This is a genomic window from Bradyrhizobium monzae, assembly GCF_021458635.1.
Taxonomy (GTDB): Bacteria; Pseudomonadota; Alphaproteobacteria; order Rhizobiales; family Xanthobacteraceae; genus Bradyrhizobium.
Map to the genome: position 1 here is coordinate 64,178 of NZ_JAIRDQ010000011.1, position 13,584 is coordinate 77,761.

Annotated in this window: 16 protein-coding genes; 10 read left to right on the forward strand and 6 right to left on the reverse strand. The window is 64.1% G+C overall.

Annotation, left to right across the window (positions count from 1 at the left end; all coding sequences use genetic code 11):
- Nucleotides 1–26: 26 nt before the first annotated feature.
- From K3F49_RS31065 to K3F49_RS31075, 3 genes are all read left to right on the forward strand, one after another.
- Entirely contained in the window at nucleotides 27–491 is a 465-nt protein-coding gene (locus tag K3F49_RS31065; RefSeq protein WP_234684707.1) for an Lrp/AsnC family transcriptional regulator, read from the forward strand.
- A 45-nt stretch (nucleotides 492–536) separates the two neighbouring features.
- The gene (locus tag K3F49_RS31070; RefSeq protein ID WP_234684708.1) at nucleotides 537–1,682 is read left to right on the forward strand and encodes a PLP-dependent cysteine synthase family protein; all 1,146 of its coding nucleotides are present in this window, start codon (nucleotides 537–539) and stop codon (nucleotides 1,680–1,682) included.
- A 128-nt stretch (nucleotides 1,683–1,810) separates the two neighbouring features.
- Complete coding sequence (locus K3F49_RS31075) at nucleotides 1,811–2,371, forward strand: carboxymuconolactone decarboxylase family protein (RefSeq protein ID WP_234684709.1); 561 nt, start codon at nucleotides 1,811–1,813, stop codon at nucleotides 2,369–2,371.
- A 16-nt stretch (nucleotides 2,372–2,387) separates the two neighbouring features.
- On the opposite strand, the gene K3F49_RS31080 is transcribed toward K3F49_RS31075, so the two are convergent.
- Together K3F49_RS31080 and K3F49_RS31085 are read right to left on the reverse strand one after the other, a co-directional pair.
- Nucleotides 2,388–3,971, reverse strand: coding sequence for a sensor domain-containing diguanylate cyclase (locus tag K3F49_RS31080; protein WP_234684710.1), 1,584 nt, complete (start codon nucleotides 3,969–3,971; stop codon nucleotides 2,388–2,390).
- A 148-nt stretch (nucleotides 3,972–4,119) separates the two neighbouring features.
- Nucleotides 4,120–4,992, reverse strand: coding sequence for a hypothetical protein (locus K3F49_RS31085; RefSeq protein WP_234684898.1), 873 nt, complete (start codon nucleotides 4,990–4,992; stop codon nucleotides 4,120–4,122).
- A 214-nt stretch (nucleotides 4,993–5,206) separates the two neighbouring features.
- Between K3F49_RS31085 and K3F49_RS31090 the strand changes: the two genes are divergently transcribed.
- Nucleotides 5,207–5,452, forward strand: a complete 246-nt coding sequence (locus tag K3F49_RS31090; protein ID WP_234684711.1) for a hypothetical protein — start codon at nucleotides 5,207–5,209, stop codon at nucleotides 5,450–5,452.
- A 15-nt stretch (nucleotides 5,453–5,467) separates the two neighbouring features.
- Here K3F49_RS31090 and K3F49_RS31095 read toward each other — a convergent pair whose 3' ends face one another.
- Nucleotides 5,468–6,403 (reverse strand): alpha/beta hydrolase, encoded by a 936-nt coding sequence (locus tag K3F49_RS31095; protein ID WP_234684712.1) that lies wholly within the window; start codon nucleotides 6,401–6,403, stop codon nucleotides 5,468–5,470.
- A 151-nt stretch (nucleotides 6,404–6,554) separates the two neighbouring features.
- Between K3F49_RS31095 and K3F49_RS31100 the strand changes: the two genes are divergently transcribed.
- Nucleotides 6,555–7,442, forward strand: a complete 888-nt coding sequence (locus K3F49_RS31100) for a branched-chain amino acid aminotransferase (RefSeq protein WP_234684713.1) — start codon at nucleotides 6,555–6,557, stop codon at nucleotides 7,440–7,442.
- A gap of 66 nt (nucleotides 7,443–7,508) precedes the next feature.
- Here K3F49_RS31100 and phaR read toward each other — a convergent pair whose 3' ends face one another.
- Nucleotides 7,509–8,093, reverse strand: a complete 585-nt coding sequence (phaR, locus tag K3F49_RS31105) for a polyhydroxyalkanoate synthesis repressor PhaR (protein WP_234684714.1) — start codon at nucleotides 8,091–8,093, stop codon at nucleotides 7,509–7,511.
- Nucleotides 8,094–8,138: 45 nt separating this feature from the next.
- Between phaR and K3F49_RS31110 the strand changes: the two genes are divergently transcribed.
- The 4 genes from K3F49_RS31110 to yddG all read left to right on the forward strand — a co-directional run bounded on the left by K3F49_RS31110 (nucleotide 8,139) and on the right by yddG (nucleotide 11,509).
- Nucleotides 8,139–8,321: a hypothetical protein gene (locus tag K3F49_RS31110; RefSeq protein ID WP_234684715.1), complete on the forward strand. Its 183-nt coding sequence runs from the start codon at nucleotides 8,139–8,141 to the stop codon at nucleotides 8,319–8,321.
- A gap of 77 nt (nucleotides 8,322–8,398) precedes the next feature.
- Nucleotides 8,399–9,577, forward strand: a complete 1,179-nt coding sequence (locus K3F49_RS31115) for an acetyl-CoA C-acetyltransferase (protein WP_234684716.1) — start codon at nucleotides 8,399–8,401, stop codon at nucleotides 9,575–9,577.
- A 235-nt stretch (nucleotides 9,578–9,812) separates the two neighbouring features.
- Complete coding sequence (gene phbB / locus K3F49_RS31120; RefSeq protein WP_028149509.1) at nucleotides 9,813–10,538, forward strand: acetoacetyl-CoA reductase; 726 nt, start codon at nucleotides 9,813–9,815, stop codon at nucleotides 10,536–10,538.
- 101 nt (nucleotides 10,539–10,639) lie between these two features.
- Nucleotides 10,640–11,509, forward strand: coding sequence for an aromatic amino acid exporter YddG (gene yddG, locus K3F49_RS31125; RefSeq protein ID WP_234684717.1), 870 nt, complete (start codon nucleotides 10,640–10,642; stop codon nucleotides 11,507–11,509).
- A gap of 10 nt (nucleotides 11,510–11,519) precedes the next feature.
- On the opposite strand, the gene K3F49_RS31130 is transcribed toward yddG, so the two are convergent.
- Both K3F49_RS31130 and gloB read right to left on the reverse strand, forming a co-directional pair.
- Entirely contained in the window at nucleotides 11,520–11,942 is a 423-nt protein-coding gene (locus K3F49_RS31130) for a cupin domain-containing protein (protein ID WP_234684718.1), read from the reverse strand.
- A gap of 17 nt (nucleotides 11,943–11,959) precedes the next feature.
- Nucleotides 11,960–12,727, reverse strand: coding sequence for a hydroxyacylglutathione hydrolase (gene gloB / locus K3F49_RS31135; protein WP_234684719.1), 768 nt, complete (start codon nucleotides 12,725–12,727; stop codon nucleotides 11,960–11,962).
- A 108-nt stretch (nucleotides 12,728–12,835) separates the two neighbouring features.
- On the opposite strand from gloB, the gene K3F49_RS31140 reads away from it, so the two are divergent.
- Nucleotides 12,836–13,579 (forward strand): methyltransferase domain-containing protein, encoded by a 744-nt coding sequence (locus tag K3F49_RS31140; protein WP_234684720.1) that lies wholly within the window; start codon nucleotides 12,836–12,838, stop codon nucleotides 13,577–13,579.
- The last annotated feature ends 5 nt before the right edge of the window (nucleotides 13,580–13,584 follow it).

Here is a 13,584-nt window from a genome sequence, read left to right on the forward strand (position 1 = left end):
TGTGCCAATTATCGGAAGTTTCTTCCATGTCCGCTCGTCTCGATCGCATCGACCTCAAGATGTTGAGATTGCTGCAGAATAATGGCCGGATCAGCAACGCCGAGCTGGCCGAAACCGTCGCGATCAGCCCTGCTACCTGCCACCGTCGCACCCAGCGCCTGTTCGAGGAGGGCTTCATTGCCGCGGTCCGCGCCATGGTGGCACCGAAGAAGGTGGCAAAGGGCACGCTGGTGATGGTCGGCGTCGTGCTCGACCGCTCGACCCCGGAGAGCTTTGCAACCTTCGAGCAGGCGATCGCCAGGCTGAAATTCGTGCTCGACTGCCACCTCGTCGCCGGCGACTTCGACTACTTCCTGAAAATCCGTGTGGGCGACATGGAGGACTTCAATCGCATCCATGGCGAGCAGCTGATCGCGCTCCCCGGGGTCCGCCAGACCCGCACCTTCTTCGTGATGAAGGAAGTCGTCGACAACGCGCCATTGGAGTTTTGAGCCCACGCTATTGATGCGCGATGCGCATCGTGAGAGATTCATCCGATGCAGCCGCTTCCCTTTCGCCAACATGACCCTGTCGCCCCGGCGTATCGGCGCGGCTGGGTCGACGAGGCCGTGGCTGCGATCGAGGCCGACCAGTGCCGCACGGCCGACACCCATCTGATCCGGCTGATCGTGCCGGCGCTGGCAGGCATCGACCTCTATCTGAAAGATGAGTCCACGCATCCGACCGGCAGCCTGAAGCACCGGCTCGCGCGCTCGCTGTTCCTCTACGCCCTCTGCAACGGCCATATCCGCGAAGGTACGCCCGTCGTGGAGGCGTCGTCGGGCTCGACCGCGGTGTCGGAGGCGTATTTCGCGCAGATGATCGGCGTGCCCTTCTATGCCGTGATGCCGCGCACGACCTCGTCGGAAAAGATCGCCGCGATCGAGCATTATGGCGGCAACTGCCATCTGATCGACGACGGCCGCGCGCTCTATGCGGAGGCCGCTGCGCTCGCGACCCGGCTGAACGGCCATTACATGGACCAGTTCACCTTCGCCGAGCGCGCCACCGACTGGCGCGGCAACAACAACATCGCCGAATCGGTCTTTACGCAGTTGAAGGGCGAACCGCACCCGCTGCCGGACTGGATCGTGATGGGGGCGGGCACCGGCGGCACCTCGGCCACGATCGGTCGCTATCTGCGCTATCGCCAATATCCGACGCGGCTGTGCGTGGCCGATGTCGAGCATTCCGCTTTTTTCGATTGCTTCCGCTCGCAGGACCGCTCCCATGTTTGTGAACGCCCCTCGCTGATCGAAGGCGTCGGCCGTCCACGCTGCGAGCCGTCCTTTGTGCCAGGTGTGGTCGACCGCATGATGAAGATTCCGGATGCGGCGACGATCGCCGCAATGAACGTGCTGTCGCGCCGGCTTCGCCGTGCCGTCGGCGGCTCCACGGGCACCAATTTTCTGGCGCTGTGCCGGCTCGCCTCCGAGATGCGCAAGTTGGGCCGAACGGCATCGCTGGTGACGCTGATCTGCGATTCCGGCGAGCGTTACCGGCAGACCTATTATGAGCCCGCCTGGCTTGCCGCGCGAGGCCTCGATCCAGCGCCGTTCGAGGCGGCCTTGTCGTCGTTCCTCGACACCGCGCAGCCGCTGGCGCTTGCAGTCGACGATGTCGTCAATCCGCAGAGCCCTTAAAGCCCTGAAGGCTTCATAGCGGTGTCTCTCTGTCATTTGCCAAATTGCACGGTCGTCACGGCAACTTCACTTGCCTTGCGCGCGAACGCGGGCGAGTTTTCGACCTTCTCAACGAGGAGATCCCCACCGTGCGACTTCCCATTCTCGATCCGAAAGACCTGAGTGCCGAACAGAAGCCGCTCTATGCCGACATGCAAGCGGGCATCAAGGACCACTTCAAGGGCTTCGTGAACATGCGCGACGACGGCGCGCTGCTCGGCCCCTGGAATCCCTGGATTCGCGAGCCGCGTTTCGGCGGGCCGGTGTGGGAGCTGGTCAAGGCGATCGCGTCGAATCCGCTGCTGCCGGCGCCGGTGCGTGAGGTCGCGATCCTCGTCACCGGTTCGCATTTCCGCTCCGGCTACGAACTCTATGCTCACGTGCTCGTCGCCGAGCAGCGTGGCCTCTCCGACGAAAAGCTTGCGACCATCGTTGCCGGACAACGGCCGGTCGATCTGACCAAGCAGGAGGCGGTCGCCTACGACATGGCGTCGGCCCTGGTCAGCGGCGGCGTGCTGCCTGAGCTGACCTATCGGGCAGCCGTGAAGGAATTCGGCGAGCACGGCGCCGCCGAGCTGTCCTATCTCGTCGGCGTCTATTGCATGGTTTCGGTCACGTTGAATACGTTCGACGTGCCGGTGCCGGAATAGAGGCGGCTGCGGACGATCACTCCGCCGCCTTGCTTGCAGGCGGCGGAGGCGTCCAGGCGATGCAGCGGTTGCGGCCTTCGTTCTTGGCCTGATAGAGCGCCTGATCGGCCGCGCCCATCAGGGCGTCGATCCCGGACATGCTGACGGCGGCCTCGGCAATGCCGATGCTCACGGTAAGGCCGAACTGCACCTGATGAACGTTCAAATGGATCGCCATCGCGCGCTTGCGGATTCGCTCGGCGACGAGCTTGGCGCGTGACAGGCTGGTCTCGGGCAGCAGAACCGCGAACTCCTCGCCACCGATGCGGCCGACGAGATCGGACTTGCGTTTGCCCTCGTTGCACGCGGCTGCAACAGCCTTGATCGCTTCGTCGCCGATCGCGTGACCGTAGCGGTCGTTGACCGACTTGAAGTGATCGATGTCGAGCATCAGGACGGAGACAGAGCGGTAGTAGCGCTGGAAGCGGCTCCATTCCGCATCGAGCGAACCCAGGAAATGCCGGCGGTTATACAGGCCGGTGAGCGGATCGGTGGTCGCGAGCCGCTCCAGCATGTTGGCCTTGTCGTTGAGATCGGTGATGTCGACATAGGTCAGCATGCGGCCGCCGTTCGCCATCGTGGTGCAATGGGCCCTGATCTGTCGCCCGTCGGGCGTCCGGAGGTCGCGCACGTGATCGCCCGCCCTGACCTCGGCAAGACGCTTGCCGGGGAATTTCGCCAGCTCGTTTGCCGCAAGGTCCGGTGCGCTCGCGCGTTGCGCGCGGCTCACCAGCGAAGCATAGGCCGGGCGGAAGGCAGCTTCCTCGTCGCTCACTTCCCAGAACCGCCGCATCCGCAGGTTCATGAAGCTCGCGTTCAAGTCGGAGTCGAGAAGAAGTACGCCGTCCTGAACGTTTTCCAGGGCATCGCGCAGCAGCTTCAGCTCGTCGGAGAAGCGTACGATGTCGGTGACGGGCGTATAGGTCAGCATGCGCCCGCCGTCAGGCAGTGGCGTGCATTGTATGCGCACGACATCGCCATTGGTTCGGCGCACATCGACGGGTGTCGGATCGCCAGCCTCGATCACGCGGACACGCTCTTTCACATGGGCTTCGAGGGCGGGGTCGGGCACCTCGTAGGCTCCGATGTCGCGACCGTGATGGAGCAGCGTGACAATGGATGGATTGCTGTCGGCGACCTGATCGGGCAGGTGCCACATCTGGCGAAACGACCGGTTGATGAGCCGCGCCCTGAGGTGGGTGTCGAGCAGAACGATGCCGGTTGGCACATGATCGAGGGCGGCGCGCAGGGCCAGCATCTGGGCGCGCATCAGCGACTCCGGCGAACGCCCCTGCTCGTCGTTGGTGGGGCGTTGGATGCTGCCGGGTTGTTCGAAAGCGACGCCCACCTGACGGTCCGATCGCCAGATCACGCGGCAGCTCAGGATGTCGCGTCCTGCAAGCGTGAGCTGGAAGCGGTCAGGCACGCCAAGGCCACTCTGCATCTCGAGCGTCGCGGCTTCCTCGGACAGCCGGCGCACGACGCAGTCGATCGACGACTGGCCGAAATTGAAGATGATCTTCCCAGAAAGGAACGTCCGTTCCGTCACCAAGCGGGACATTCGCTGTCTCCAACGCTGCATAGATGCGAAAAGCGGCCTGAGTGTCGCGCAAGGTTCCTTGCGTCGATGTAACGCGATCGATGTTTTCGGATGAGGATTAACGATCCGTTGACGCGAAACTCTATTAGAAGCTCACCAAAGCCAGCGGTCAGTTGCGCACGGCGTAAAGCGGCGTCCGCAGCGTCACCTGGTAGGATGGTTTCGGCATCCACGCGATCTGGGCGGTGATGCCGAACAGGCGGTTGTCATTGTCATCCATGCGGTCGAGGTCGAGGCGCAGGATCGGCTGGGTGAACGGCTCCGCAAGCGCCCGGCCTGCGAGCTGCGCACCGCCGAATGACTGCACGCCGAGGCGGCCGGTGAATTTCCAGTTGCTCGGCCACTGGTAATAGCCGCCGGCGTAGAGGATTGTATTCGGCCTGATCCGAACCACCAGGCTGGCAATGTCGGTGTAGGTGTATTGCACGCCGGCAAGCCAGCCGCGTGTCTCGTCCTCGTCGAGCGCGTAGTCGAATTCCAGGATGTTGTTGAACGAATTCGTCATGCCCTGTTCGTTCGGCACCGATTGGGTCAGCGTGGATTGCAACGTCATCGTCGGAATGCTGCCGCCATTCTGCTGGTAGAGGTCGGCCTGTACGCCGATGTTCCAACTGGTGATGTCGAACGTCGACCAGCCGCCGCCGATATCCGCCGCCGAGCCTGATACGCCGCCATAGAGCGACACGCTATCGCTGACGTCCACGGTCAGTGGCAGGTCGACGGCTATCGATCTCGCGGCAGGCAAGCCGTTGGGCAGCGTCGCGCCGCGTTGTGCCGCCAGCGCTTCGAACGCGGCCGAGAGCGAGGTGTTGCCGAAACCGAGCCCGAGCGTGCCCGCAGGGATCGTTGCATAGGTCGTGCGAAGATCGAGGTAGATGTTCGGGACGACCGGCTTTGCCGCCGTGTCCTCGGCCCCATCGCCGGCGTAGGCGGCGCCGCCCGGGATCGTCAGACAAAGCAGTCCCATCGCGACAGCGCGCAAGACTGGGCCGGACGCTGGGCTGTGGTGGGACACGTGACAATCCGACGCGTGGCGCTCTGGTGACGGAACCGCCCGCTAGATGGAACGTGTTCGTTCGCGTGGTCAAGGTCTATCCGCGGGCAATGGACGATGCGCGTGTGCGCGGTTACCCTGCCGTGATCGCACTGACACACTCGCCCGCCACAGTGCAGGCCCGACAATGGAGACGACAGCCATGAACACGTCACGCCGCATCCTGCTCGCTGGAATGGCGGGGCTCGCCGTGGCTCCGACGACTGTGGCCGCCGCCCCGGCACTGGCCATTGGCGATGTGACGGTTGCCGAAGAGCGCTTCGCGCGCATGATTGCCGCCGCGCACGCGCCCGACGTGACCAGCGCGCGGCAGGCCGAGCGCTATGCGGATGTGCATTGGCCGGACTATGTCGTGGCAGCCAGGGCCGTGCTCGACGCGCGCGCGTGATTCGCGCCTCTATGTCTATCTCTCCACCGCGCGCCTGACCTGTTCGCCGATCTGCGACAGCACGAGCTGCGCCTGCGGCAGGATCGCGCCCATGGCGTGGAAATTGTGGACCATGCCGTCATGGCAAACGTGCTCGACCGCGACGCCCGCGGCGAGCAGCCTGCGCGCATAGGCATTGCCTTCGTCGCGCATCGGGTCGAATTCGGCGGTGTGGATGATTGCGGTCGGCAGGCCCGAGAGACGCGTCGCGCGCAGCGGGGAGATGCGAGGATCGGCGGCATCCAGGCCCTCGGGCAGGTAATCGGACAGATCGGCCTCGATGGTGGCGCGGTCGATCAGATGTCCCTCCGCGAACGCTTCGCGCGAGGGCGAGGTCTCCTCGAAATCCAGCACTGGGCAGATCAGGCATTGCGCGACGATGGAGAGGCCCGCGCTCTGCACCGCCTCCTGGCATACGATCGCGGCCAGCGTCGCACCGGCGGAATCGCCGCCGACGACAAGCCGCTCGGCGTCGATGCCGAGCGATGAAGATTCGCGCGCCACCCACTCGGTGGCTCCGATCGCGTCGTCGACGGCAGCAGGAAATTTGTGCTCGGGCGCGAGGCGGTAGTCGACCGAAACGAGGCGGCAGCCGGTCGCATGGGCCAGTGCCGCCGCGATACGGTCATGCGTCGCAATGCTGCCGGCGACGAGTCCCCCGCCATGAAAGAACACGAAGCCCGGCGCGCGCTCGCCGGCAGACGCCGGCGAATAGAGCCGATAGGGCAGCTCTCCGCCAGGGCCGGGCAACTTGCCGTCGGAGGCCGTCACATCCGGCGCGTCGGTGCGCGCGAACTGCATCAGCTTCGCAAGCGATTGTCGCCGCGCCTCGACGCTCGGTCGGCTCCGCGCCTGCGGCGCGGCCGCAGCCATCATGGTCAACAAGCGCTTTGCGAGCGGATCGAGCGGCATGGGAAACTCCGTGACGTGCCCGACACTATAGCCGGTTTGGCCGCGGTTTTGTCTTCGCCTCCCCGGGAAAGGAGAGTTGATGCTTCGCAGCAGCAAATCGTTTAGAAATTGGGACAATAGTGCCCGGATATTTTTCGAGGGGAGGCCGGTCATGGCCGAGATCAGGAAGCCGATCGAATATTCGCCGAGCTGGACCTTCTTCGAGGGCAAATGGCATGACGGCAACGTGCCGATCATGGGCCCGCGCACGCATGCGGCCTGGCTCGGCTCGGTCGTGTTCGACGGCGCGCGCGCGTTCGAAGGCGTCGCGCCCGACCTCGACCGCCATGTCGCGCGCGCCAATCAATCCGCGATCAACTTTGGCCTCAAGCCGGTGGTCGATGCCGGCACCTGGCTCACGCTCGCCAACGAAGGCATCGCGCGCTTTGCGCCGAATGCGGAGCTTTATGTCCGCCCGATGTATTGGGCGCAGAACGGCGCCGGCGGCGGCGTGCTGTTCGACCCCGACACCACCAATTGGTGCCTGTGCATCTACGAGGCGCCGATGCCGAAACCGGTCGGCAACGCGATCACGCTGTCGCCGTTCCGCAGGCCCACCGCCGAATGCGCGCCGGTCGACGCAAAGGCTGCCTGTCTCTATCCGAACAATTCGCGGGCGCTGGCGGAGGCCGCTTCGCGCGGCTTCCAGAACGCGCTGATGCTGGACATGCTCGGCAATGTCGCCGAGTTCGGCAATTCCAATGTGTTCATGGCGAAAGACGGTGTCGTCTTCACGCCGGTACCGAACGGCACCTTCCTCAATGGTATCACGCGCCAACGGGTGATCAGCCTGCTCCGCGGTGACGGCGTCACCGTGGTCGAGAAGACGCTGCGCTACGCTGACTTCCTCGCTGCCGACGAGATTTTTTCAACCGGCAATTTTGCGAAGGTCGCGCCCGTGATTCGTATTGACGTGCGCGAGCTGAAGCCGGGGCCGCTCTACACCAAGGCGCGCAAGCTCTATTGGGACTTCGCGCATGCGGTGAAACTGGCGGCGTAGCCGCCGGCCAAACGAGCCAATCGCGCGCGTCCGCCGCATGCGGACGCGCCGGTGCGGACGAGAGACCTACTCGTCCTTCTTCGACATCTTTTCGAGGCGCTCCTGCATGTCCTTCATCTGCTGGCGCAGGTCGTCGATGTTGGTGTCCTTTGCCGGCTCGGCGCTCGCATCGGGCTCCGGCTCGGAGCGGCCCGTGCCGGGGGCAAACGGCTTGAACATCGAGAAAGTCTGCTGGAACAGCTCCATGTTGCGGCGGACCTGTTCTTCCAGCGGGGCAAAGGGAGTCCCCGACAGGGTGTTGGCGATCTGCTTGCGGAACTTCTCCTGCTCCTGGGTCAGCGTCGCGATCGATTGCTCCAGATATTTCGGCACCACCATCTGCATGCTGTCGCCGTAGAAGCGGATCAGCTGGCGCAGGAAGGTGGTCGGCAGCAGGTTCTGGCCGGCCTTGTTCTCCTGCTCGAAGATGATCTGGGCGAGCACGGAGCGGGTGATGTCGTCGCCGGTCTTGGCGTCGTAGACCAGGAAATCTTCCCCGTCCTTGACCATGGCGGCGAGGTCTTCGAGCGTCACATAGGTGCTCGTTCCGGTGTTATAGAGCCGGCGGTTCGCGTATTTCTTGATGGTGGTGGGTTGGTCTGATTTCGCCATGGGCTCTCACTTCAAAGACGCTGAGAACGGGAACCTGCAGGGCCAATGCCGCAGGGCGGGAAGAGTACGCAACGCAACAAAATAAGCATTTTCAAAGGGGTCACGCTACCGTTTTGTGCGGCACGGTTAATTGCACAGCAAAAACGTGCTTGCGAAATCGCCAAGAACGCTATTTTGAATGCGCTGCGGCATGGATTCGGTGACCTGCCGATTGACATGCCGCAATGACGTTAACAGGATGCCCTTCGAGACTGGCGAGCCGTTTCCCAGCCCCGTCTGCCCCCATTCAACCCCAGGAGATGCCCATGTCAGACGATGTCGTCATCGTCAGCGCCGCCCGCACCCCGGTCGGAAGCTTCAACGGAGCGTTCGCGACCCTTCCCGCCCACGATCTCGGCGCGATCGCCATCAAGGCCGCGCTGGAGCGCGGTGGCATCGAGCCCGGCCGGGTTTCCGAAGTCATCATGGGCCAGATCCTGACGGCCGCTCAGGGCCAGAACCCCGCCCGCCAGGCCTCGATCATGGCCGGTATTCCGGTGGAGAGCCCGGCCTGGGGCGTCAACCAGCTTTGCGGCTCGGGCCTGCGCACGGTTGCGCTTGGGTATCAGGCGCTGCTCAACGGTGATTCCGAGATCGTGGTAGCCGGCGGCCAGGAGTCCATGAGCATGGCTCCGCACGCCCAGTATCTGCGCGGCGGGGTCAAGATGGGCGCGGTCGAGTTCATCGACACCATGATCAAGGACGGTCTGTGGGATGCCTTCAACGGCTACCACATGGGCAACACCGCCGAGAACGTCGCGCGGCAGTGGCAGATCACCCGTGCCCAGCAGGACGAGTTCGCGGTTGCCTCGCAGCAGAAGGCCGAAGCGGCGCAGAAGGCCGGCAAGTTCAACGACGAGATCGTCCCCGTCACCATCAAGGGCCGCAAGGGCGATGTCGTCGTCAGCGCCGACGAATATCCGCGCCATGGTGCCACGCTTGACGCGATGGCGAAGCTGCGTCCCGCCTTCGAGAAGGAAGGCACGGTCACCGCAGGCTCGGCCTCGGGCATCAATGACGGCGCTGCCGCCGTGGTGCTGATGACCGCAAAGCAGGCCGCCAAGGAAGGCAAGAAGCCGCTCGCGCGCATCGTGTCCTGGGCGCAGGCCGGCGTTGATCCGAAGATTATGGGCTCGGGCCCGATCCCGGCCTCGCGCGCCGCGCTGAAGAAGGCCGGCTGGAGCGTCGGTGATCTCGATCTGATCGAGGCTAACGAAGCCTTCGCGGCACAGGCTTGCGCCGTCAACAAGGACCTCGGCTGGGACACCTCCAAGGTCAACGTCAACGGTGGTGCGATCGCAATCGGCCATCCGGTCGGCGCGTCCGGTGCGCGCGTGCTGGTGACGCTGCTGCACGAAATGCAGAAGCGTGATTCGAAGAAGGGCCTTGCCACGCTGTGCATCGGCGGCGGCATGGGTATCGCGATGTGTCTGGCGCGCGACTGAGCTTACACTTGGCTTACGCGTGCGCTGCACACGTCAGTGATTGCGTTGCACGCGATTAAAAAGGCGGCGATTGCAAATCAAATATTCTTCGCAACCGCGCAAGCCTCGACTAAATACAAACGCCCGGCTCAACGCCGGGCGTTTTGTTCTTGATGTCCGTCAAACCAACCGCATAATCCATCACTAAAAACGATCACTCAGAAACGTCCGAAGAGCCCAAGGGAAGGAATACGATATGGCGCGAGTTGCATTGGTGACGGGTGGTACGCGGGGCATCGGAGCTGCGATCAGCAAGGCGCTGAAGGCGGCTGGCTACAAGGTCGCGGCGAGCTATGCCGGCAATGATGCGGCGGCGGAGAAGTTCAAGGCCGAGACCGGCATCGCCGTCTACAAATGGGACGTCAGCAATTTCGATGCCTGCGCCGAAGGCGTGAAGAAGGTCGAGGCCGAGCTCGGCCCGGTCGATGTCCTCGTCAACAATGCCGGCATCACCCGTGACACCGCCTTCCACAAGATGACGCTCGAGCAGTGGAACGCCGTCATCAACACCAACCTCGGCTCGCTGTTCAACATGACGCGCCAGGTGATCGAGGGCATGCGTGCGCGCAAATTCGGCCGCGTCATCTCGATCTCGTCGATCAACGGCCAGAAGGGCCAGTTCGGTCAGGTCAACTATTCCGCGGCAAAGGCCGGCGATATCGGTTTCACCAAGGCACTCGCAATCGAGAACGCCAAGGGCGGCATCACCGTCAACGCCATTGCGCCTGGCTATATCAACACCGAGATGGTGCAGGCCGTGCCCAAGGACGTCCTGGAGAAGAACGTGATCCCGCAGATCCCGGTCAACCGGCTCGGCGAGCCGGAAGAGATCGCGCGCGCGGTCGTGTTCCTGGCAGCCGACGAGGCAGGCTTCATCACCGGCTCGACCCTGACCATCAATGGCGGCCAGTATCACGCCTGATATGGCGTCAAGCCTGTAGCGTTGGGCGAGACAAGTCGATAGGGAAGACGCAAATGCCCGGCCTCGCGCCGGGCATCAACGTCCTCAGAGCCATTTGATCCATGACCCCGCGCACAGCTACGCTGATCGGACTGACCGCGATCCTGATGTGGTCGTTGTTGTCCGTGATGACGGTGGCGACCGGAAAGATCCCGGCGTTCCAACTCGCTGCAATGACCTTTGCGATCGGCGGTCTCGTCGGCCTGCTCACCTGGATCGGCCGCGGCGGCGCCGCGAAAAGCCTGCGCCAGCCGCTCGTCGTGTGGGTCGTTGGCGTTGGCGGATTGTTCGGCTATCACGCGCTCTATTTCCTCGCGCTTCGCTTCGCGCCGCCGGCCGAAGCCGGCCTTCTGAACTACATGTGGCCGCTGCTGATCGTGCTGTTCTCGTCGTTTCTGCCGGGCGAGCGGCTGGCCGCGCATCACATCATCGGCGCCACGCTCGGCCTCGTCGGCACCGTATTGTTGTTTGCCGGCAATACCTCCGGCTTCGCGCCGGGTGCGGTGCCGGGATTGGTCGCGGCCTTCATCGCCGCCTTCGTCTGGGCGACCTATTCGGTGCTGTCGCGGCGATTGAAGGCGGTGCCGACCGATGCGGTCGCGGGCTTCTGCCTCGCCACATCGGTGCTCGCCGCGCTTGTGCATGGTCTGCTCGAAACCACGGTGTGGCCCGAGACGACGTTACAATGGCTCGCTGTGGTCGCGCTCGGCATCGGTCCTGTCGGTGCTGCCTTCTACGCCTGGGACATCGGCATGAAGCGGGGCGACATTCGCGTGCTCGGCGCCGCCTCTTACGCGACGCCGCTGCTCTCGACCGGCTTCCTCATCGCCGCCGGCTTTGCCAAAGCCAGCGCCAACATTGCGATTGCCGCAATCCTGATCGCCGGCGGCGGTCTGATCGCGGCAAAGGACATGGTGCTGAAGAAGCGGTGAGAGTCCGGGGTTACGGCTCCCAGCCCTTCGGCGCGAGCTCGAATTTTGCGAACTCGAAGGCGGGCGCCACGGTGCAGCCGACCAGCGTCCACTCGCCGGTGGTCTCCGCCATCTGCCACGCATCCGCTGGTACGATGGCCTGTGGTCGCTCGCCCCGCATAAGGTCCGTGCCGAGCCGCACCTCGTGCTGGGAGCAGCCGTCATGCGCAATGCGCAGCGTCAGCGGGCTGCCGGAATAGTAGTGCCAGGTCTCGACCGCATCGATGCGATGCCAGTGCGAGCGCTCGCCGCGCGCGAGCAGGTAGTAGATCGAGGTCGAACGAGAGCGCCCGTTGGCGTCGGTGGTCTGGTCGCGAAAGGTCTCGCGGTAATGGCCGCCCTCGGGGTGCGGGCGGAGCTCAAGGCGCGCGATGATCTCGGCTGCGGTCGGCATCGATCCCCGTCAGGTCTTCAGGACTTGTTTTTGCGCTCGCGCAACTCGCCGAACACTGCGGCGGCATCCGCGCCTTTCATGTGTAGCCTGGCTGCGACCGACGGTTCATCAGCGCGCAAGAACACGTTTGCTCGCTTCTCATCACCAAGCAGTGAGGGAATGGTCGGTTTGTTCTCCGCCCGCAGCCTCGTCACTTCCGCCGCGCGGGCCTGGAGCGCCGCATTATCGGGATCGACGGTCAGTGCGAACTTGACGTTGGACGCGGTGTATTCGTGGCCGCAATAGAGCTTGAAGTCGTCGGGCAGGGCCCGCAGCTTCAACAGCGAGTCCCACATCATCGGGTAGGTGCCCTCGAACACGCGGCCGCAGCCGATCGAGAACAGCGTATCGGCAGCGAACAGCGTCTTCTCGTTGTCGAAGACGTAGGAAATATGGTCGAGCGTGTGACCGGGCGTTTCCACGACACGCCCCAGCAAGCTGCCGACCTTCACCACGTCGGCATTGGCGACGCGCAAATCGACATCGGCGATCTTCGTCGTCTTGTCATGCGGCGCGACGACGCGGCAATTGTATTTCTGCTTGAGTTCGGCGACCCCGCCGACATGATCACCATGATGATGGGTGATCAGGATATCGGTGAGCTGCCAACCCTCGCGCTCCAGCGCCCTGATGATGGGGCCGGCTTCCGGTGCGTCGATCGAGGCGGTTGCCTTGGTTTCCACATCGTGGATCAGATAACCGAAATTGTCGTTTAAACAGTTGAAAGTACGAATTTCGGCGGCCATGTCATCTCCATCGCGCTCAGCCCCGTCAGACAAATATGGCGTTAACGTTGCGCAGGCAATGCAATATTCAGCGCGCGGCCGCCGCCTTGTGCATGTTACATTGCCGTCATGACCATCGACGTCGTCGACCTTCGCGAGTTCTATTCCCGGCGCCTCGGCATCGTGGCGCGGCAGATGATCAATCGCGGCATCCGGGAGCGCTGGCCGAACGCCGAGGGCCAGCGCGTGCTCGGCATCGGCTATCCCACGCCCTATCTCGGGCTGTTCCGCGAGGACGCGGAGCGCTGCATCGCCTTCATGCCGGCGGCCCAGGGCGTGTTGAAATGGCCCACGGGGCGGCCCGCACTGGCCACGCTGGTCGACGAGTTCTCGCTGCCGCTTCCCGACGCCGCGGTCGACCGCATCCTGCTGATCCATGCGCTCGAGATGTCCGACGATCCGGCTGCGCTGCTGCGGGAGGTCTGGCGGGTGCTGTCGCCGTCCGGCCGGGTCATGGCGGTGATCCCGAACCGGCGCGGCGTGTGGACGCGCAGCGACAACACGCCGTTCGGCCATGGCCGTCCCTATTCGCGCTCGCAGATCACGGACCTGTTGCGCCAGACCTGGTTCACGCCGACCGGCTGGGGCGAGGCCCTGTTCATGCCGCCTTACGCGGGCCGCTGGGTGCTGAAATCAGCGCAGATGTGGGAGCGTGCCGGTGCTGCGCTGTCGCTGCCTTTTGCCGGCGTCCACATCGTCGAAGCGACCAAGCAGGTCTATCGCGCGATCCCCGCCAAGCGCGAACGAGCGCGGCTGATTCCCTCGTTGAAGCCGGTGCTGGTGCCATCCTCGCCGACGGTGACGCGGGGCTGAAAACA